Raw genomic sequence first — 17,771 nt, forward strand, 5'->3', positions numbered from 1 at the left:
AATAAGATAAAAGGTCTTAACTCATGCGTATTACATTACTATTAACAAGCTTATTATTCACAACAAGCGTCTTTGCCAATGTCGAACAGGCACTTATACAATGTGGAAGTATATCCGATAAACTCGATCGTCTCATTTGCTTTGATAAGCTCACCAGCGCAGTGAAAGAAGGGAAAAATGTCACTTCTGCTTACCTGTCTTCTCAAGACAACACAGCACAAATAAAAACAGTTGAAGATAGGTTTGGTCTAAAAGAAAAACCAAAAGAAGAGCAAATTGAAAAAATTTATGCTCAAGTGACTCGTGTTGAAAAAAACCCTTACGGTGCGTTAAAAATCACCTTTGATAATGGTCAGGTATGGAAACAAACTGATTCGCGTTATTTTAAAGTGAAAGCTGACGAAACCCTATTCATTAAAACAGGTGCCCTTGGCTCTTTTATTCTTGGACGAGATAACCAAAACACCACCATTAGAGTGAAACGCCTTTACTAATGTCAAAATATATAGATGTTGCTGTCAACCTCGTTGGCAGCAGTTTAGAAAAAGATAGCCAAACCATTATCCAAGCAGCATTTGAACATCTCGTTTCCCCTCTCATTGTGATTGGTAGTGATATAACTGAGAGTCAGCAAGCCATTTCCTTGTGCCAAGACTACCCCAATCAACTCTACTGCACAGCAGGTGTTCATCCTCATCAAGCCTCCCAGTGGCAGACGGGCTGTTACGATCAACTCTCTCGTTTGAGCACCTCTCCTTGTGTGGTCGCCATTGGAGAATGTGGTTTGGATTACAATCGAGATTTTTCACCAAGAGATCAACAAAGAAAAGCCTTTGAGGAGCAACTGGCATTAGCGGCCAGCCTTAAGCTTCCGGTATTAATGCATGAACGCGATGCCCATGATGATTTCCTTGCCATATTAAAAGACTATCGCACTGATCTCAGTGGTGCTCTGCTACATTGCTTTACAGGCAATAGAAAAAGTTTAGACGCTTATCTTGCACTGGATTTACACCTTGGGATCACAGGCTGGGTATGTGATGAGCGACGAGGAAAAGAGCTAGCTGAATTAGTCGTCGATATTCCCAATGACCGTATTCTGATCGAAACCGACAGTCCTTATTTATTGCCTCGCACCTTGAGACCTAAGCCCAAATCCAGTAAAAACAAGCCAGAATACTTACCGCATATTGCAGAATATATTGCAAAGTTAAGAAAGCAAGACAGCACTGAATTTGCCCAAATTGTTTATCAAAACAGCCGACGCTTTTTTAATTTGGACTCTGCCGTATGATCCCTCGCTTTCTTCTGCTGTTTGCGATATTTTTTTTTGCATCATTTGAAAGTGTTCAAGCCAATACTGTGGTCAGTATTGATCAACAAACCACTGGCCCCTTAACCCTCTCTGCTTGGTTAAGCTACACAATAAAGCCCAGCAGTAGCATTATGCATATCAAAAGCCAGCCAGACCATGCTTGGCAAGCATTACCCGCTCGCATGATTAAAAATATTGACACCCAAAAACTTTGGATAAAATTCAACCTTTATAGTAAAGAGAAAGACAATATACATCGTATTTTATCTTTAGATAATCCCCATTTAGATAAAGTTAACTTGTACCATTTTAATGATGAAAAACTCGTCACTCGTTTAACAATGGGCGACAGACTGCCCTTTAGTCAAAGGCCTGTTATCAACAATAACTTTGTCTACTCTTTTAATATGAAACCAGATGAATATCATCATTTTTTCTTAGAAATCGATACTAAAGGTCATGCCAGTATTCCTTTAACGCTATGGTCTGTAGATGATTTTACAGAGTACTCAGATCACCTCTCCTTATTGCATGGTTTTCAATTAGGCGCATTGGCCTCCATTGGATTATTTAGTTTATTTATTGCCATTACTTCGGGGTCTTTCAGTTACAGCTATTATGCGGGTTATGTATTTTCAATCACCTTATTTGTGGCCACTTTGTATGGCATAGCCTTTCGTTTTATCTGGCCTCAATGGCCTATTTTACAACAATTTATGGTGCCAATATTATTACCGCTCTCCATGATTTTCGGGCTATTATTTACTGAGAAAATCCTGCAACTCAAAAAGCAAAGTCCCTATATGCTCAAGCTGTGCCGCTATGGTATTAGTTATGCGGTGATTTTATTATTTATCAGCCCCTTTATTTCATATGAACTGGCCATTGTCATCAATATTATTTCGTTATTGGCCAATAGTTCCTTACTCATGTTCATGGCCATTATTCAAGGAATAAAGGGACATAAACTGGCAAAACTGTATACACTTGGCTGGTCAACTGTCCTGATAGGCAGCATCATTTCAGGATTAATGTATTTAGATCTGCTTAACTTGCCCTTTCAACCTCAAATTCCCTTTATGTTAGGCTTAAGTTTTGAAATCATTTTTATGGCTGCCGTATTAGCTATCCGCTATAACGATGAACGGCAGGAAAAACTCATCATTCAACAAAAAGCATTAGATCAAGCAGAGCTTATTCGACAAAACAAAGAGCAAGCTTTACTCGCTGAAGCCAAACATAATGAAAAACTCGAGCTCATGGTTCAAGAGCGAACACTTGAATTAGAAGTGGCCCTGCGAGAGCTCAATCAAGCCAATGCCAAACTCACCGAGCAAACCACCATAGACAGCTTAACAGGTGTTAAAAACCGTAATGCTTTTGACAAACGTTTACAGGCAGAAATTAAAATTAGTCGCAGACAACAAAATCCTTTAGCCATCCTCATGCTTGATATCGATCGCTTTAAATCCATTAATGACAGCTATGGTCACTTAGCGGGCGATCATGCATTAAGGCTTATCGCTAATGCGCTGTCGGTCAATTTAAAGCGGCCAATGGATCTTGTATCACGTTTTGGAGGTGAAGAATTTGCTATTATTCTTCCCGATACAAGTGAAGCTGGCGCCATCACGGTAGCAGAACACATTCGTCATAGCGTCAGCGAACTGAATATTTATTGGGATAATCAACTGATTAAATTAACTATCAGCATAGGCATCAGTTGCCAAATTATTGATAAGAAAATGGATAAAAGCGCTTTATTGGATCAAGCCGATAAAGCCCTGTACCGTGCAAAAAATGAAGGGCGTAACCAAGTACAGTTATACTGTGACGGATCTCGTTCTCATGTAGAGACTATTTGTTAAATTTGGAGTGAATTGTGAACCTGATGACCAGTGCCTACCCTCAGCGTAGAATGCGCCGCATGCGTAAACATGACTTTAGCCGCCGCCTAATGGCTGAAAACACCTTAACCGTCAACGATCTGATTTACCCAATGTTCATTCTTGAGGGCGAAAATCGCAGTGAAAAAGTCGACTCTATGCCCGGTGTTGAACGTGTATCCATTGATTTATTGCTCAAAGAAGCCGCTGAATTAGTACAACTTGGTATTCCTCTCATTGCATTATTTCCTGTCACCCCTAGCGATAAGAAAAGCTTAATGGCCGAAGAAGCCTACAATGATAATGCTTTAGTACAGCGTGCAGTACGTGAATTAAAAGCCGCTTTTCCAACATTAGGCGTGATGACGGATGTGGCGCTGGATCCTTTTACCACCCATGGTCAAGATGGCATTATTGATGATACAGGTTATATTCTTAACGATATCACCACTGATATTCTCGTCAAACAAGCACTATCTCATGCTAGAGCGGGTGCTGATATGGTGGCACCTTCCGACATGATGGATGGCCGCATCGGTGCTATTCGTGAAGCATTAGAGGCTGAAGGGTTTGTGAATACCCAAATTATGGCTTATTCCGCTAAATTTTCTTCCAGTTATTATGGTCCTTTTCGCGATGCAGTCGGCTCAGCCAGCAATTTAAAAGGCGGTAACAAACATAGCTACCAAATGGATCCCGCCAATAGTGATGAAGCCCTACATGAAGTCGCACTGGATATTCAAGAAGGCGCTGACATGGTCATGGTCAAACCGGGCATGCCTTATTTAGATATTGTTCGTCGAGTCAAAACAGAACTGGCTATTCCCACTTTTGCCTACCAAGTCAGTGGGGAATATGCCATGCATATGGCCGCGATTCAAAATGGTTGGTTAGCTGAAAAACCGACGATAATGGAATCCTTATTATGCTTTAAACGAGCCGGAGCCGATGGTATTTTGACTTATTTTGCGAAACAAGTTGCTCAGTGGCTGAAAGAAGATAACGCCTAATTATTCACCGCATATCTATCGCGATATCCTCTATTGAGGGTATCGCCTTTATATAATAAGAGACCAACTGATGATACTCACTGGAAAATTACTTGCTAACGATTTAAAAGCCCTTGATGATTTCAAGCCTTTTTATGACAGCTATAGCATCGATAACAATGCGTTACTCCCCTTGATTGATAATCAATCACCTTTAGACATTGTTGTGATTGTTGGCACTTGGTGCCCGGATTGTCATCGTGAAATCGCCCATTTTATTCGTATTATGGAGGCACTTGAGCCTGCCGATATTAACGTAACTTATTTGGGCGTTGATAGGCTAAAACAGGATCCTGAAAATCTCTCACAAGACTATCAATTTGAGCGTATTCCAACCTTTATCGTGACCCAAGCAGGCAAAGAATTAGGCCGTATTGTTGAGTCCCCCACTCTGAGCTTAGAAAAAGATCTAGTGAAGATACTAACGATATAAGCACTACAAGACCTCAAACAAACGAGGTCTTTCAATGACAGTATTTAAGAGGCCACTTTACCGGCTAAGCGCTCTAATACACCTTCTCTTAGTGCACCACCAGACAGTGCCAATTGCTCAATGTTCAATAATTCAAACAAAGCCAATAAAATCGCCACTCCAGACACAAAGGTTGGTGCCCGCTCTTCTTTAAGTCCTTGAATCGATGTCAATGGTCGATGCTCTAATGTCAAAATGTCTTGTTGCAATTGTTGAAGCACTGGCAGTGAAATAACTTGAGGCTTTGCCCTCGCTGCAAGGACTTCCATCACAGCTTGCACGCTACCAGAGGCGCCCAAGGTCGAACGCCAACCTAAATCAAGCAGTGGTTGGCGAACCGTTTGCAATACGCCATCAATATGTTGCTTGACTCGATTAAACTCAGACACCGTTATCATTTGCTGTTGAAAGAACTGCTGATTAAAGGTCACACAACCAATAGGTAAACTGGTTTTCAGTAACACATGGTGATTTTCGCCAATAATAAACTCGGTACTGGCGCCACCTATGTCAATCACTAAACGCCGCTCATCACCCTGAGTGGTGGCTATCATGCCTTGATAAATCAGCTCGGCTTCTTCCTCACCAGAGATAATCTCAATAGGATAAGGCAAAACTGACAAAGCCTGCGCGCGAAAAACCTGCACATTACTGATCCGCCTCAATGTCGCTGTGGCAATCACAGCAACATTATCAGGTGCTATACCCGCTTTATCAATTTCTTGAGCAAACATCGCGAGGCAATCTATGCCTCGTGCCATCGCTTCATCACTGAGCTTATCATGCTCATCCATTCCTTCAGCAAGCCTGACTTTGCGCTTAAACTTTGCAGTGATACAAGGTTTACCCTTTATGGTTTCAGCCACTAACATATTAAAACTGTTAGAGCCTAACGTTATTGCGGCATATGGGGGCTGACTCATTATGAATGCCTGCGAGTCCTGTCATGGCGATTACGTGAACCGCTATTATGACCGCCATGAGGTTTACCACCTGTACGTTCACGCTGATTACGTGAATGGCTACTGGCTTTACGGTGAATGCGAACAGGTGCAGGAATATCATCAAGCAATGCACTGCTATCATAAGAGCTCACAGGGATTGAATGACGAATATAACTCTCAATCGCCGGCAGGTTCAGTGCATACTCTTCACAAGCAAAGCTCACCGAGACACCTTTTTGGCCTGCTCGTCCCGTACGACCTATACGGTGCACATAATCTTCGCAGTCGTCGGGTAAATCATAGTTATACACATGAGACACATCAGAAATATGTAAGCCTCTGGCTGCCACATCGGTAGCCACTAGAATATCGATACTGCCTTTAGTAAATTGCTCCAAAATACGTAAACGTTTCTTTTGTGGCACATCACCGGTTAACAACCCGACTCGATGACCATCGCCAGCGAGCCACGACCATACTTTCTCACAGCCGTGTTTAGTATTTGAAAAGACAATGGCTTTTTCAGGCCAATCTTCTTCAATTAACGACAATAACAACACCATTTTTTCATCCATTGAAGGATAAAAAATTTCTTCTTTAATGTTTTTAGAGGTTTTCTCGTTTGGGGCCACTTCGACTTTTTCTGGCTCATTCATATGATCGTAGGCCAGCTCTTGCACTTTCATCGATAATGTCGCTGAAAACAACATATTTAAACGTGATTTTGCATCTGGCATACGCCTGAATAAAAAACGAATATCTTTAATAAAACCTAAATCGAACATGCGATCGGCTTCGTCAAGTACCACAGCTTGAATATTACTGACATTCACCACACCTTGACGCACATAATCAATAATGCGCCCAGTAGTACCAATGAGAATATCAACGCCTTTATCTAATACTTTTCGCTGGGCATCGTAGCCCTCGCCACCATACACTATGCCCACTTTGAGTCCGGTCGACTGGGCTAATATAGTGGCATCTTTGGCAATTTGAATCGCCAGTTCCCGTGTGGGAGCCATAATGATGGCCCGAGGTTGATTAACTTGACGTTCACTGGGTACTGGTGTTGTTAATAAATGATTAAAGGTCGCCACTAAAAAGGCGAGTGTCTTGCCTGTTCCTGTTTGGGCTTGGCCCGCAATATCTTTTTTCTGTAATAAAATCGGTAATGATAAGGCTTGAATGGGGGTACAATACTCAAAGCCAGCTTTATTCAGCGCCTGTTTAACTTCAATTTGTAGTGTTAAATCGGCAAATTTTTGTGTTGATAAATGTGTTTCGCTCATAGCGCAGGCTTACCTGTAAGGTTGCAATAAGAAACTCAATCATTTGAGATAGAATACTTATCACACTAAAATAGGTGCACACTCAAAGAAATCATAAGAGAAAGTCCGTTCAGTGGTATACTGACAGTCAAACTTTCACAAAGTGCATCACTTTGAGGGCTGGTTTAAAACGCTTAACGTATTTTTACGTATCATCTAGATAGGCATGATTGGCGCAGGCACACTATAGCCTGTCTATCACTCGCTTGTCTAAGGGCGTTTTCTCATTTCCAGTAGTGTAACTTAATTTAATGCGTAAGTTTAAACTTGAAAAGCCATTTTAATGGCCCAATATACAGGTTAAGCCATTAACAAACCAGCAATGGCAACCAAACCGGAGAATTAAGAATGAGTGACAAGATTGTACACCTAAGCGATGACAGCTTTGAAGCTGATGTAATTAAGTCTGATTTGCCCGTATTAGTCGACTTTTGGGCGGAATGGTGTGGTCCTTGTAAAATGATTGCGCCTATTCTTGACGATATTGCACAAGAATATGAAGGCAAAGTCGCTGTAACTAAATTAAATGTAGACCAAAATTCAGTCACTCCTGCTAAATATGGCGTTCGTGGCATTCCAACTTTACTGCTATTTAAAGCAGGTGAGTTAGTTGCGACTAAAGTCGGTGCTCTGTCTAAAACGCAATTAAAAGAGTTCATCGACGCTCAAATTTAAATGCAAAAACTATTAAATCAATAGATTAAATAGTCTATAAAACGTCCCTTCGGCATATATTTGATAAAAAATGTGCCGAATGGACTTAAACCGCTAGACGTACATTCAAGTTAGTGCTACTTTAATGACCAGACCTATTCTTAACTAACCCACTTCTCGCTATTCGATTGATATTCTATTTATTGCCTTACCAGATTAATCCATAGTAGCGTCGTCACGCAAACAAGATCCCTCTAAGATGAATTTATCAGAATTAAAAAACAAACCGATTGCAGATTTAGTCACACTCGCTCAGGAAATGAAGTTAGAAAATATGGCCCGTGCACGTAAACAGGACATTATTTTCTCAATTCTGAAAGCCCATGCTCAAAGCGGCGAAGATATTTTTGGAGGGGGCGTTTTAGAGATCCTTCAAGACGGTTTTGGCTTCTTACGCAGTTCAGATGGTTCCTACTTAGCGGGCCCAGACGACATTTATGTCTCACCGAGCCAAATACGCCGCTTCAATATGCGTACTGGTGACAGCATCTTTGGTAAAATTCGTCCGCCTAAAGAAGGTGAACGCTATTTTGCCCTACTGAAAGTCTCTGAAGTTAACTTCGACAAACCTGAAAACTCTCGCACTAAGATTTTATTTGAAAACTTAACCCCACTGCATGCAGAAGAGCGTATTCGCATGGAACGCGGTAATGGTTCAACTGAAGATATTACTGCGCGTATTTTGGACTTGTGCTCGCCTATTGGTAAAGGCCAACGTGGTCTGATTGTCGCACCGCCAAAAGCCGGTAAAACCTTATTACTGCAAAATATTGCTCAAAGCATCAGCTACAACAATCCTGACGTCGTCTTGATGGTACTGCTTATCGATGAACGTCCAGAGGAAGTCACCGAGATGAAACGCTTGGTTAAAGGTGAAGTGATAGCCTCAACCTTTGATGAGCCAGCTAGCCGTCACGTACAAGTGGCTGAAATGGTCATTGAAAAAGCCAAACGTCTCGTTGAGCATAAAAAAGATGTGGTGATCCTATTGGATTCTATCACGCGTTTAGCCCGTGCTTATAACACGGTTATTCCTTCATCGGGTAAAGTGCTTACCGGTGGTGTGGATGCCAACGCACTACATCGTCCTAAACGTTTCTTTGGCGCAGCACGTAACATCGAGCATGGCGGTAGTTTGACCATTATCGCCACAGCCCTTGTTGATACAGGCTCTAAGATGGATGAAGTCATCTACGAAGAGTTTAAAGGTACAGGTAACCAAGAGCTTCACTTGTCTCGTAAAGCCGCTGAAAAACGTGTTTTCCCTGCCATCGACTTTAATCGCTCAGGCACACGTCGTGAAGAGAAGCTCACGACGTCTGAAGAGCTACAAAAAATGTGGATTTTACGTAAAATTCTTAATCCAATGGATGAAGTCAGCGCCATGGAGTTTTTGATTGACAAGCTTGCGATGACTAAAACCAACGATGAATTCTTTACCGCAATGAAACGCGCAAAAACCTAACATATTCATCCTACCTCGTAAAAACCGCATTTAATGCGGTTTTTTTATGGCCCATAATCCCTTTTTAGTTCTTATTGTACAAACGACGCATAGTTGAAGTCCTTTGCGTATCGTTTACAATAGCGCGATTATTTATCGAGACAGAGACTCACATGCCTTGGATCCAGCTAAGACTTGATACAGACAATGCCCATGCTGATGCCATCAGCGATCAACTCATGGAAGAAGGTTCACTTTCCATTACCTTTGAAGACGGTAAAGATACCCCGATTTATGAGCCTACTTTAGGTGAAACACCGCTTTGGGCCCATACTGTGGTGGTTGCCTTGTTTGAAGCCGATCATGACTTAGTACCGGTAGTCGACAGACTCAAAGCCCTGCCCTTTTTAGGCAATGCCCTGTCTTATAAAATTGAGCAAGTCGAAGATAAAGACTGGGAGCGGGAGTGGATGGATAATTTTCACCCAATTCGCTTTGGTGAGCGTCTATGGATCTGCCCCAGCTGGCGAGACATCCCCGATCCTAGTGCTGTGAATGTGATCCTCGATCCTGGTCTTGCCTTCGGTACTGGCACGCACCCCACCACCGCTTTATGCCTTGAATGGTTAGACGGATTAGACTTTACTGATAAAAAAGTGATCGATTTTGGTTGTGGCTCGGGTATTTTAGCCGTTGCCGCATTAAAACTCGGTGCCCAATATGTCAGCGGTATCGATATCGACTATCAAGCCATTGAAGCATCAAAAGCCAATGCTGAGCGTAATCAGGTCGAAAATAAACTTGCCCTTTATTTACCTGACGAGCAACCTGATGATTTACTCGCCGATATTTTAGTCGCCAACATTCTAGCGGGTCCATTAAGAGAACTTGCCCCTTTAATTGCCGAAAAAGTTGCCCCTGGTGGACAATTAGCATTATCAGGGTTATTAAAAGAGCAAGCACTTGAGTTGTCTAAATTTTATTCAAAGTGGTTCATTATGGACGAGCCTGCTTATAAAGACGACTGGAGCCGCTTGACAGGCATACGTAAATAGCACAGACATAGGCTATTTATTTTCGACTTATTTCTAACTAAACAAAAGTCAAGAAAAAAAGTTGCTCTCAGGTCATTTATTGACCTTTTCAAGCACGCAAAAAAGACGTACTATAGCGCCCCTTTGATGTGCAAGGTGTGTCGATAAATGCAAGTTGGTCCGTATCAACTGAAAAATCAGCTGATCGTTGCCCCAATGGCAGGTGTCACAGATCAAGCTTTTAGAAATTTGTGTCTTCGCTATGGTGCAGCCTTAGCGGTATCGGAAATGGTTTCCTCTAACCCTGATGTTTGGGATACAGAGAAAAGCCGTCTTCGAATGGCACATGCCGGCGAAGATGGGATCCGTAGCATTCAAATTGCAGGCGCCGATCCCGCATTAATGGCCAATGCCGCCAGAGTCAATGTTGAGCAAGGTGCTCAGATCATTGATATCAATATGGGCTGCCCGGCAAAAAAAGTGAATAAAAAGCTAGCAGGCTCAGCGCTGTTGCAAGATCCAGCTTTAGTCAAAACGATTTTACAAGCTGTTATTGCTGCTGTTGATGTTCCTGTTACCTTAAAAATTAGAACGGGGTGGGCCCCAGAGCACAGGAATGGCGTTCAAATAGCCCAAATTGCACAAGATTGTGGCATTGCTGCGTTAGCTGTTCATGGCCGCACACGGCAATGTATGTATAAGGGTCATGCCGAATACGACACGATTAAGGCAATTAAAAAAACGGTCTCTATTCCTGTTATCGCTAATGGAGACATCACCACCCCAGAACAAGCACAACTTGTGCTAGAACATACGGGTGCTGATGCCCTGATGATAGGCCGAGGTGCACAAGGAAGACCTTGGATATTTAGAGAAATCCAACATTACTTGGCAACAGGTAAGCATTTAGCAGCAGTTGAGATGGATGAAAAGCGTCAAGTGATGCTGGAACATCTCAAGAAGTTATATGCATTGTATGGCGAATATAAGGGGATCCGTTTCGCCAGGAAACATGTTGGATGGTATTTACACCAAGAACCCCAGCGCGCGTTTCGACAGGAATTTAATCGCCTTGAGACCGTCGCAGAACAATGTTCCATGTTGGAACGCTATTTTGATGAATTTGTACCACATAATTAAAGAGCAGAATACGAATGTTTGATCAGACAACTCACACAGAAGTTCACCCGCTAACCGTAGGTAAAATCGAAACCGCTAGTGGCGCTATTAAGCCACAATTATTACGTGATGCGGTTAAGCGTGCTGTCACTAATTTTTTCGCTCAAATGGACGGGCAGGAAGCCGAAGAAGTCTATGAAATGGTGTTATGCGAAGTGGAAGCGCCTCTTTTAGACATTATCATGCAGCACACTCGTGGTAATCAGACTCGTGCAGCCAACATGCTAGGCATCAACCGTGGTACGCTACGTAAGAAATTAAAAAAATACGGCATGAACTAAACGTCGATTACTCTTATTGAGTGACGGCGTTCTGTGAATGTAAGCCTGTGTCATGCTCGGTCTCTAATAAGCTAGATAGATAAGTTAGATAGGGCCGATTAATGTAACAGGCGAGTATTTTGAAAAGGCTGAGCAGCAATGCTCGGCCTTTTTTGTATGCTATCTACAACAGCGACTTTAGCTCCTCTAGGCGGGTAATGCGAATATGAGGTAATAATCGACTTTGTTTATTCAAGACCTGACTTTCAAGCGTGGTGATAGTGGCATTGAGCGTATCCTTTGTGTTGGTATCGCCAAAAGCTGGACTGAGCCAAGCCGCCTGACAGCCTGCCTGACGTGCACCGCGAACATCACTCATGCTGCTATCACCGATATGCATAAGGTGCGGTGCATCGATGTTGAGCCTGTTTAAGGCCAAATGAAACATGTCACCATAGGGCTTCATACGCAAACCATTAGTGGGCGATAATGAAAATTCAATGATCCCGTCAAGACCAATGCGCTTAGCATCAACATTACCATTAGTGATTGCAATCAGTGAATATTGTTTTTTTAGCGCTGTGAGTAACTCAATAACAGAGTTTGACAGACTAAAGTCACTGCGATAATGCAAAAAATACGCTAGTGCCTCAATCGCCCCTTTTTGCGCTTGTCCTTGTGAATAACCGGCATTGATTAAGCCTTGTTGAATCGCCATTTTTCTCAACTGGCTCACATCATGAGCAAGCCCAGGATGACCTTGTAATAATATCGTTTTTACTCGCATAATTTCATTCGCATGCCACTGCTCGGTCGCGGTAAATTTGTCATGCAAATATGCCAGTAACGCTTGTTCAGCTCGGCGCATAATAGGCCGATTGTCATATAAGGTATCATCAAGATCAAAACTTAAGCACTTAATAGGTCCTGGTTTAATGAAAACCTGCATCACACACTCCTACTCTTCAGGTTTATTGCGCTTGGTTGCTTTTTTAGCTCTAGGGTGAGCACCGTCATACACTTTAGCCAAATGTTGAAAATCTAGACTAGTATAGATTTGTGTTGTAGACAGGTTAGCATGTCCCAACAACTCTTGCACAGCACGAAGATCACGGCTCGACTCTAACATGTGCGTAGCAAAAGAATGGCGCAATTTATGGGGATGGACTTTCATGTTGAGCCCTTGTTCTTGACCCCATTTATTGAGCCTTGCTTGAATACTGCGATGAGCTAAACGAGCGCCTTTTCCCGTTACAAACACAGCATCATCATGACAAACAATACTTTCACGCATGGCTAACCACACTTTCAGTGCTGTCATCGCCATGGTACCAATGGGCACAATACGTTCTTTACTGCCCTTACCTAATACTTTGACTTGCTGTTCATTAAATTGAAGATCGGTGAGGTTAATATTCGCCAACTCAGCTAAACGCAGGCCACTGGAATAAAAGAGTTCAAGCATTGCTCTGTCTCTCACGCAAAGGAGATCGTCCCCTTTAATATCCAATAAATGGGTAACTGAATCCACATCCATATTTTTAGGTAACGGCTTGTTCAACTTAGGCGCACGCATATGCACAGCAGGATTGGCTGAAATCTGCTTTTCTTGTAATAAAAAAGCCCCAAACTGCTTCACCGCAGACAAGGTTAAAGCCAATGATCGCGGCGATAACCCTTGACGGTGTAATTTACCTAAGCCCGATTGCAAGGTGTGGTGGGAAACTGTATTCCAGTCGATGGGATCAGAAAATAATGCGATAAAGCGATTCATTTCAAATAAATAATTACGCACGGTATGCAAGGATAACTGCCGCTCTGTTTTTAAGTAACGTTCAAAATCAACCAAATTCTGCTCTATACTCAACGAACTCTCTCCCAAAAGCAACTTAAGAATACACGAGAAATTATGACATATAATTGAAATAAAAGTATAATTTAACCTATTGACTTTAAATGGATGGTCAATACTCTTTGACACTCATTATCCCGAGTTCAGGTTAATTTAAATAAAAACAGAATGAAAAGCTAAAAATCAGCACCTGATAGAGCATTAAAACTGACATTTAACGCATCAGGCTTAGGCACAGATTTAAAGGCTAGCACTGATAACCAGCCTTAAGGGATTAATGTATAGGAACTAACACTTGGTCGCTAGCATTTAGGAACTAAGTGATCAAGCAACTGCTTAATTTGATCTAACAGTAGATGATCCATGTCAGGTTGAAAATGAGTAGGATCCGATATCGCAATGGCAAAAATCACTTGTCCACAACTTTTCGAGAGGCGTGATAGCGCAACAGAGCCCACTTCAGCGCCAAATAAACGTTTAGACTCCGATTGTGTTAGCCGACCAAAATAATAACCTTGATTTAAGCGTTTTTGCCAAATATGGGCTAATTCGCTGTCCACCTCATGCACCGAAATCAAACGTACATGACTGAAATTAAATTGCTGTTTCAATTCATTCGATAAGACTTGCCTTAGCTCCCCAATCCCTTCGCATTCAAGCAGCTTCAATGACAATGCATTGTTAAACATATAGATTTGTTCATTACGGGTGGCCATTGTCATGAGCGCCGTAATTTCTTCTTCTAATTGTTGTACTTGAGTACGTAATGCACTTTGTTGCCGCTCAACCAGAGACACTGTACCCCGCTCTTGATGCGGGATCCGCATGCCGGTTAATAATTCTGGAAATCGCGCAAAAAAACTCGGGTTATCTAACAAATATTCTCGAATTAAAATTTCATCAAACGGCGGTGTATTTTGTTTATGTTGCAATTCTGTCATTGTGGTATTTGTCCATCGAATACATGTACAGCTGGGCCTGTCATCCATAAAGGTTTCCCTTCACCTTCCCAGTTTATGATTAATGTGCCGCCGGGTAAGTCAACTTTTACACGAGGGCCAAGCTTGCCTTGCACTTGTCCCACCACGACAGCAGCACAAGCACCAGTCCCACAAGCCAAGGTTTCAGCTGCACCTCGCTCATACACTCTCAACTTAATATGATCGCGACTAAGCACCTGCATAAAGCCCACGTTCACGCCTTTTGGAAAACGCTCATGTTGAGTCAGCAGACGACCGATTTCATCCACAGGCTCAGTCGCCACATCTTCGACATCCAATACACAATGAGGATTGCCCATAGATACAGCCCCACACAGAAAGGTTTTCAATGGCGTCGGCAGTAAATAGGTTTTTTCCATTTTCTTGGCCGTAAAGGGGATTTTATTGGGTTCTAAAACAGGAATGCCCATATTGACAGTCACTTGGCCATCATGTTCCACCTTTAACGTGATTTTGCCAGAAGAGGTACTGACTTTAATCTTTTTCTTGTTAGTGAGGCCTTTATTACGCACAAAACGAGCAAAACAACGTGCGCCATTACCACATTGCTCCACTTCTCCACCATCGGCATTAAAAATCCGGTAATGAAAATCTAAATCGGGATCGTAAGGTGGTTCAACCAGGAGTAATTGATCAAAACCTATCCCAAAATTTCTGTCGGCAAGACGCTTGATTTGATCCGGCGAAAAAAACACATTTTGTGTTACGCCATCAACCACCATAAAATCGTTACCGAGTCCCTGCATTTTAGCGAATTGGATCAAGATAGGTGTCCTTAAAACTTAATGATTCTCGACAAATATTGGCATGCTCAACAGCTAGGAACGGTTACTCTTTCGTGGTTAAATTACGCCCAAATTAAACGTATTTTAATCACGACTTAGTGAATGCAGCCTAATCTTCCAAACCCCTTTTCTTTAGCAAAGAGGTCAACAACACAGAGTAAAGCTCATTTAGTGAATCCTACGGACAGCGTTTGTACTGCAGAAATCATCACCAAAGATCAATAGCCCCTAAGGTAAGCACGCCTCTCCTTGCCATAATTGTGGCAAGGTCTCACGCTCACGAATAAGATGCACTTGACTGCCATCGACCATTAACTCAGCTGAGCGAGGTCGAGTATTATAATTAGATGACATCGTAAAACCATAAGCCCCAGCAGAACGAACGGCTAAAAAATCGCCCGATGCAAGATTTAATGCTCTGTCTTTACCTAAAAAATCACCCGTTTCACATACTGGCCCCACTATATCATAGTTAAGTGTGTCACCTTCACGAGAAATCACTGGAATAATATTTTGCCATGCACTATAAAGAGCCGGGCGTAATAAATCGTTCATGGCGCCATCCACTAATGCAAAGTGCTTATTGCCATTTTGCTTCAAATACAGCACTTCTGTGACAAAAATACCTGCATTAGCGGCAATAGCACGGCCAGGTTCAAAAATTAAGGTTAAGTCTCTTTTGCCTAAACGTTCAAGCAATGCGGCGGCATAAACATCAGGTTGTGGTGGCGTTTCATCATCATAAGTCACCCCAAGTCCCCCGCCAACATCAAAATGCTCAATATTAATGCCCTTTGCTGACAAACGGTCAATTAAAGCTAACATTCTATCCATGGCATCTAAAAAAGGCTGGATTTCAGTCAGCTGAGAACCAATATGGCAATCAACACCTTTTACCTGAATATGACTCAACTCATGGGCTCTGGCAAAAAGCGCTTCCGCTTCTTCCATGGTAATACCAAATTTATTCTCTTTTAAGCCTGTTGAAATATAAGGGTGAGTTTTAGCATCAACATCAGGATTCACACGCAAAGACACTGGCGCGATTTTTCCTAATCGCTGGGCTACCTTTTGTAACTGTTCAAGCTCTGCACCGGATTCAACGTTAAAGCAGTGAATATTCAATTTAAGGGCCATTTCCATTTCTGCAACCGTTTTACCGACACCAGAAAATACCACTTTAGCGGGATCGCCACCTGCTTCAATGACTCGTGCTAATTCACCACCAGAGACAATATCAAAACCACTGCCTAATCGAGCTAACACATTTAATACTGCAAGGTTTGAATTAGCCTTCACCGCATAACAAATAAGATGGGGATGAGTGCCTACAGCACGGTCAAATGCATGCCAATGTCTTTCTAACGTTGCTCGAGAATAAATATAAAGCGGCGTACCGTGAGCGCGTGCAAGCGCTGCAACTTGACAATCTTCAGCATACAATTCATCGGCTTTATAGAGAAAATGATCCAACAGCTTATTCCTTAATTACAATGCCACTTGTGGCAAGATTACTGATTAACTTCACTGGGTTTTGTTGTATCTTGGGTTGGCGAGTTTGTGTCATCTTGCTGAGCCTGAGTGGTATCTGGCTCAGGCGCACGATATAAACCACTTTTTTGACCGCAACCTAGAATGACTAGATTAGCAAGAGCCAATAATAAAAACAGCTTCATTTTTCTCAACATTGAAATATCCGATTAATAGTAGTCATTAATAACATTTACTTAACTTAACAATAATAGATGGTGTCTGCGTAAAACCATTATCTGCATTTGATGGTTACAAAGATAAGGGGCTAAGGTCAAGTATCAAGGGAAGATAGACAAGCTTATGTGCATAACACTGAGCGACTATTGAACGACAATAAATTTAATCTATTGATTATATTTGATTTTAAATATTTAAATACAAAAACAATACAATTTATATTTATTTTATATTTCATTATTATAACATCTCATGTCTTTCCATCCCCCCTACAGAATTTCTCAGCACAAATATAAATCACTAAATCCGTGCAGTTACTCAGTCTCATTGGTATCATAGTCTCAATAATAAACGGTCTTTATCGAACGAAAGGATAGCCTTCCCATGGCAATGACAGATTCAGAGTTTCATCAATTAGCCGACGACATGTTTCAAGCCATCGACAACGCCATTGAATATGCTATCGATGAGCAAGACGAAGATCTTGATATTGATGCGTCAGGTAATGTTTTACAATTAACCTTTGCCGATCGTTCACAAATTGTTATTAATAAGCAAGAACCATTGCATCAAATTTGGGTCGCCACGAAATTTGGAGGCTATCATTTCTCTTACGTTAATGAGAAATGGACCGACGAGCGTAATGGTGGGGAGTTTATGCCTTTTGTTCTGGACTCTATTTTACGTCAAAGTGGCATAAAACTGCACATTAACTTATAAAAAGTTGCCCCTTTTGGTCTATAAAATCATTACTCGCCTTCCATTCCACTCGCTAGGCGCTGTACACAAGAATAT

General features: G+C 41.9%; 19 protein-coding genes. 11 read left to right on the forward strand and 8 right to left on the reverse strand.

Going from position 1 to position 17,771, the window contains the following annotated elements; all coding sequences use genetic code 11:
• Positions 1-23: 23 nt before the first annotated feature.
• From Q0976_RS05720 to Q0976_RS05740, 5 genes are all read left to right on the forward strand, one after another.
• Entirely contained in the window at positions 24-494 is a 471-nt protein-coding gene (locus Q0976_RS05720; protein WP_299491944.1) for a hypothetical protein, read from the forward strand.
• Positions 494-1,294, forward strand: a complete 801-nt coding sequence (locus tag Q0976_RS05725) for a TatD family hydrolase (protein WP_299491946.1) — start codon at positions 494-496, stop codon at positions 1,292-1,294. Before Q0976_RS05720 ends, Q0976_RS05725 begins: the two co-directional genes overlap by 1 nt.
• The gene (locus Q0976_RS05730; protein ID WP_299491948.1) at positions 1,291-3,183 is read left to right on the forward strand and encodes a diguanylate cyclase; all 1,893 of its coding nucleotides are present in this window, start codon (positions 1,291-1,293) and stop codon (positions 3,181-3,183) included. The genes Q0976_RS05725 and Q0976_RS05730 overlap by 4 nt, the downstream gene beginning before the upstream one ends.
• A gap of 14 nt (positions 3,184-3,197) precedes the next feature.
• Positions 3,198-4,211, forward strand: coding sequence for a porphobilinogen synthase (hemB, locus tag Q0976_RS05735; protein ID WP_299491950.1), 1,014 nt, complete (start codon positions 3,198-3,200; stop codon positions 4,209-4,211).
• 70 nt (positions 4,212-4,281) lie between these two features.
• Positions 4,282-4,683, forward strand: coding sequence for a thioredoxin family protein (locus Q0976_RS05740; RefSeq protein WP_299491952.1), 402 nt, complete (start codon positions 4,282-4,284; stop codon positions 4,681-4,683).
• 44 nt (positions 4,684-4,727) lie between these two features.
• On the opposite strand, the gene Q0976_RS05745 is transcribed toward Q0976_RS05740, so the two are convergent.
• Together Q0976_RS05745 and rhlB are read right to left on the reverse strand one after the other, a co-directional pair.
• Positions 4,728-5,645 (reverse strand): exopolyphosphatase, encoded by a 918-nt coding sequence (locus tag Q0976_RS05745; RefSeq protein ID WP_299491954.1) that lies wholly within the window; start codon positions 5,643-5,645, stop codon positions 4,728-4,730.
• Positions 5,645-6,958 (reverse strand): ATP-dependent RNA helicase RhlB, encoded by a 1,314-nt coding sequence (rhlB, locus tag Q0976_RS05750; RefSeq protein ID WP_299491955.1) that lies wholly within the window; start codon positions 6,956-6,958, stop codon positions 5,645-5,647. Before rhlB ends, Q0976_RS05745 begins: the two co-directional genes overlap by 1 nt.
• A gap of 387 nt (positions 6,959-7,345) precedes the next feature.
• Here rhlB and trxA point away from each other — a divergent pair, with 387 nt between their 5' ends.
• The 5 genes from trxA (at position 7,346) to fis (ending at position 11,649) form a co-directional block, all read left to right on the forward strand.
• A complete protein-coding gene (gene trxA / locus Q0976_RS05755; RefSeq protein WP_298773714.1) occupies positions 7,346-7,672 on the forward strand; it encodes a thioredoxin TrxA in 327 nt (108 codons plus the stop codon).
• A 238-nt stretch (positions 7,673-7,910) separates the two neighbouring features.
• Positions 7,911-9,176: a transcription termination factor Rho gene (gene rho, locus Q0976_RS05760; protein ID WP_298773712.1), complete on the forward strand. Its 1,266-nt coding sequence runs from the start codon at positions 7,911-7,913 to the stop codon at positions 9,174-9,176.
• Positions 9,177-9,328: 152 nt separating this feature from the next.
• The gene (gene prmA / locus Q0976_RS05765) at positions 9,329-10,210 is read left to right on the forward strand and encodes a 50S ribosomal protein L11 methyltransferase (protein ID WP_299491958.1); all 882 of its coding nucleotides are present in this window, start codon (positions 9,329-9,331) and stop codon (positions 10,208-10,210) included.
• Between the two features lie 147 nt (positions 10,211-10,357).
• Entirely contained in the window at positions 10,358-11,329 is a 972-nt protein-coding gene (dusB, locus tag Q0976_RS05770) for a tRNA dihydrouridine synthase DusB (protein WP_299491960.1), read from the forward strand.
• Between the two features lie 14 nt (positions 11,330-11,343).
• The gene (gene fis, locus Q0976_RS05775; RefSeq protein ID WP_248941712.1) at positions 11,344-11,649 is read left to right on the forward strand and encodes a DNA-binding transcriptional regulator Fis; all 306 of its coding nucleotides are present in this window, start codon (positions 11,344-11,346) and stop codon (positions 11,647-11,649) included.
• 163 nt (positions 11,650-11,812) lie between these two features.
• On the opposite strand, the gene Q0976_RS05780 is transcribed toward fis, so the two are convergent.
• The 6 genes from Q0976_RS05780 to Q0976_RS05805 form a co-directional block, all read right to left on the reverse strand.
• The gene (locus Q0976_RS05780) at positions 11,813-12,577 is read right to left on the reverse strand and encodes an HAD-IA family hydrolase (protein WP_299491962.1); all 765 of its coding nucleotides are present in this window, start codon (positions 12,575-12,577) and stop codon (positions 11,813-11,815) included.
• A 9-nt stretch (positions 12,578-12,586) separates the two neighbouring features.
• Complete coding sequence (xerC, locus tag Q0976_RS05785; RefSeq protein WP_299491964.1) at positions 12,587-13,495, reverse strand: tyrosine recombinase XerC; 909 nt, start codon at positions 13,493-13,495, stop codon at positions 12,587-12,589.
• Positions 13,496-13,782: 287 nt separating this feature from the next.
• Positions 13,783-14,421: a DUF484 family protein gene (locus Q0976_RS05790; RefSeq protein WP_299491966.1), complete on the reverse strand. Its 639-nt coding sequence runs from the start codon at positions 14,419-14,421 to the stop codon at positions 13,783-13,785.
• Positions 14,418-15,245 carry a diaminopimelate epimerase gene (dapF, locus tag Q0976_RS05795; protein WP_299491968.1) on the reverse strand — a complete coding sequence of 276 codons (828 nt, stop codon included), beginning with the start codon at positions 15,243-15,245 and terminating at the stop codon, positions 14,418-14,420. Before dapF ends, Q0976_RS05790 begins: the two co-directional genes overlap by 4 nt.
• Before the next feature lie 249 nt (positions 15,246-15,494).
• Positions 15,495-16,739: a diaminopimelate decarboxylase gene (gene lysA / locus Q0976_RS05800; protein WP_299491970.1), complete on the reverse strand. Its 1,245-nt coding sequence runs from the start codon at positions 16,737-16,739 to the stop codon at positions 15,495-15,497.
• Between the two features lie 38 nt (positions 16,740-16,777).
• On the reverse strand, positions 16,778-16,942 hold the full coding sequence (locus tag Q0976_RS05805) for a hypothetical protein (protein ID WP_299491972.1): 165 nt from the start codon (positions 16,940-16,942) through the stop codon (positions 16,778-16,780).
• A 418-nt stretch (positions 16,943-17,360) separates the two neighbouring features.
• Between Q0976_RS05805 and cyaY the strand changes: the two genes are divergently transcribed.
• On the forward strand, positions 17,361-17,696 hold the full coding sequence (cyaY, locus tag Q0976_RS05810) for an iron donor protein CyaY (protein WP_299491974.1): 336 nt from the start codon (positions 17,361-17,363) through the stop codon (positions 17,694-17,696).
• Positions 17,697-17,771: the final 75 nt, after the last annotated feature.

This window comes from uncultured Shewanella sp. (assembly GCF_947501665.1).
In the GTDB taxonomy this organism is placed as follows: Bacteria; Pseudomonadota; Gammaproteobacteria; order Enterobacterales; family Shewanellaceae; genus Shewanella.

Coding starts and splice junctions, on each gene's coding strand:
- rho (WP_298773712.1), top strand. CDS start 7,911: ATGAATTTATCAGAATTAAAAAACAAACCGATTGCAGATTTAGTCACA.
- trxA (WP_298773714.1), top strand. CDS start 7,346: ATGAGTGACAAGATTGTACACCTAAGCGATGACAGCTTTGAAGCTGAT.
- Q0976_RS05745 (WP_299491954.1), bottom strand. CDS start 5,645: ATGAGTCAGCCCCCATATGCCGCAATAACGTTAGGCTCTAACAGTTTT.
- Q0976_RS05780 (WP_299491962.1), bottom strand. CDS start 12,577: ATGCAGGTTTTCATTAAACCAGGACCTATTAAGTGCTTAAGTTTTGAT.
- Q0976_RS05725 (WP_299491946.1), top strand. CDS start 494: ATGTCAAAATATATAGATGTTGCTGTCAACCTCGTTGGCAGCAGTTTA.
- Q0976_RS05790 (WP_299491966.1), bottom strand. CDS start 14,421: ATGACAGAATTGCAACATAAACAAAATACACCGCCGTTTGATGAAATT.
- cyaY (WP_299491974.1), top strand. CDS start 17,361: ATGGCAATGACAGATTCAGAGTTTCATCAATTAGCCGACGACATGTTT.
- dusB (WP_299491960.1), top strand. CDS start 10,358: ATGCAAGTTGGTCCGTATCAACTGAAAAATCAGCTGATCGTTGCCCCA.
- fis (WP_248941712.1), top strand. CDS start 11,344: ATGTTTGATCAGACAACTCACACAGAAGTTCACCCGCTAACCGTAGGT.
- prmA (WP_299491958.1), top strand. CDS start 9,329: ATGCCTTGGATCCAGCTAAGACTTGATACAGACAATGCCCATGCTGAT.
- Q0976_RS05740 (WP_299491952.1), top strand. CDS start 4,282: ATGATACTCACTGGAAAATTACTTGCTAACGATTTAAAAGCCCTTGAT.
- Q0976_RS05720 (WP_299491944.1), top strand. CDS start 24: ATGCGTATTACATTACTATTAACAAGCTTATTATTCACAACAAGCGTC.
- rhlB (WP_299491955.1), bottom strand. CDS start 6,958: ATGAGCGAAACACATTTATCAACACAAAAATTTGCCGATTTAACACTA.
- Q0976_RS05805 (WP_299491972.1), bottom strand. CDS start 16,942: ATGAAGCTGTTTTTATTATTGGCTCTTGCTAATCTAGTCATTCTAGGT.
- Q0976_RS05730 (WP_299491948.1), top strand. CDS start 1,291: ATGATCCCTCGCTTTCTTCTGCTGTTTGCGATATTTTTTTTTGCATCA.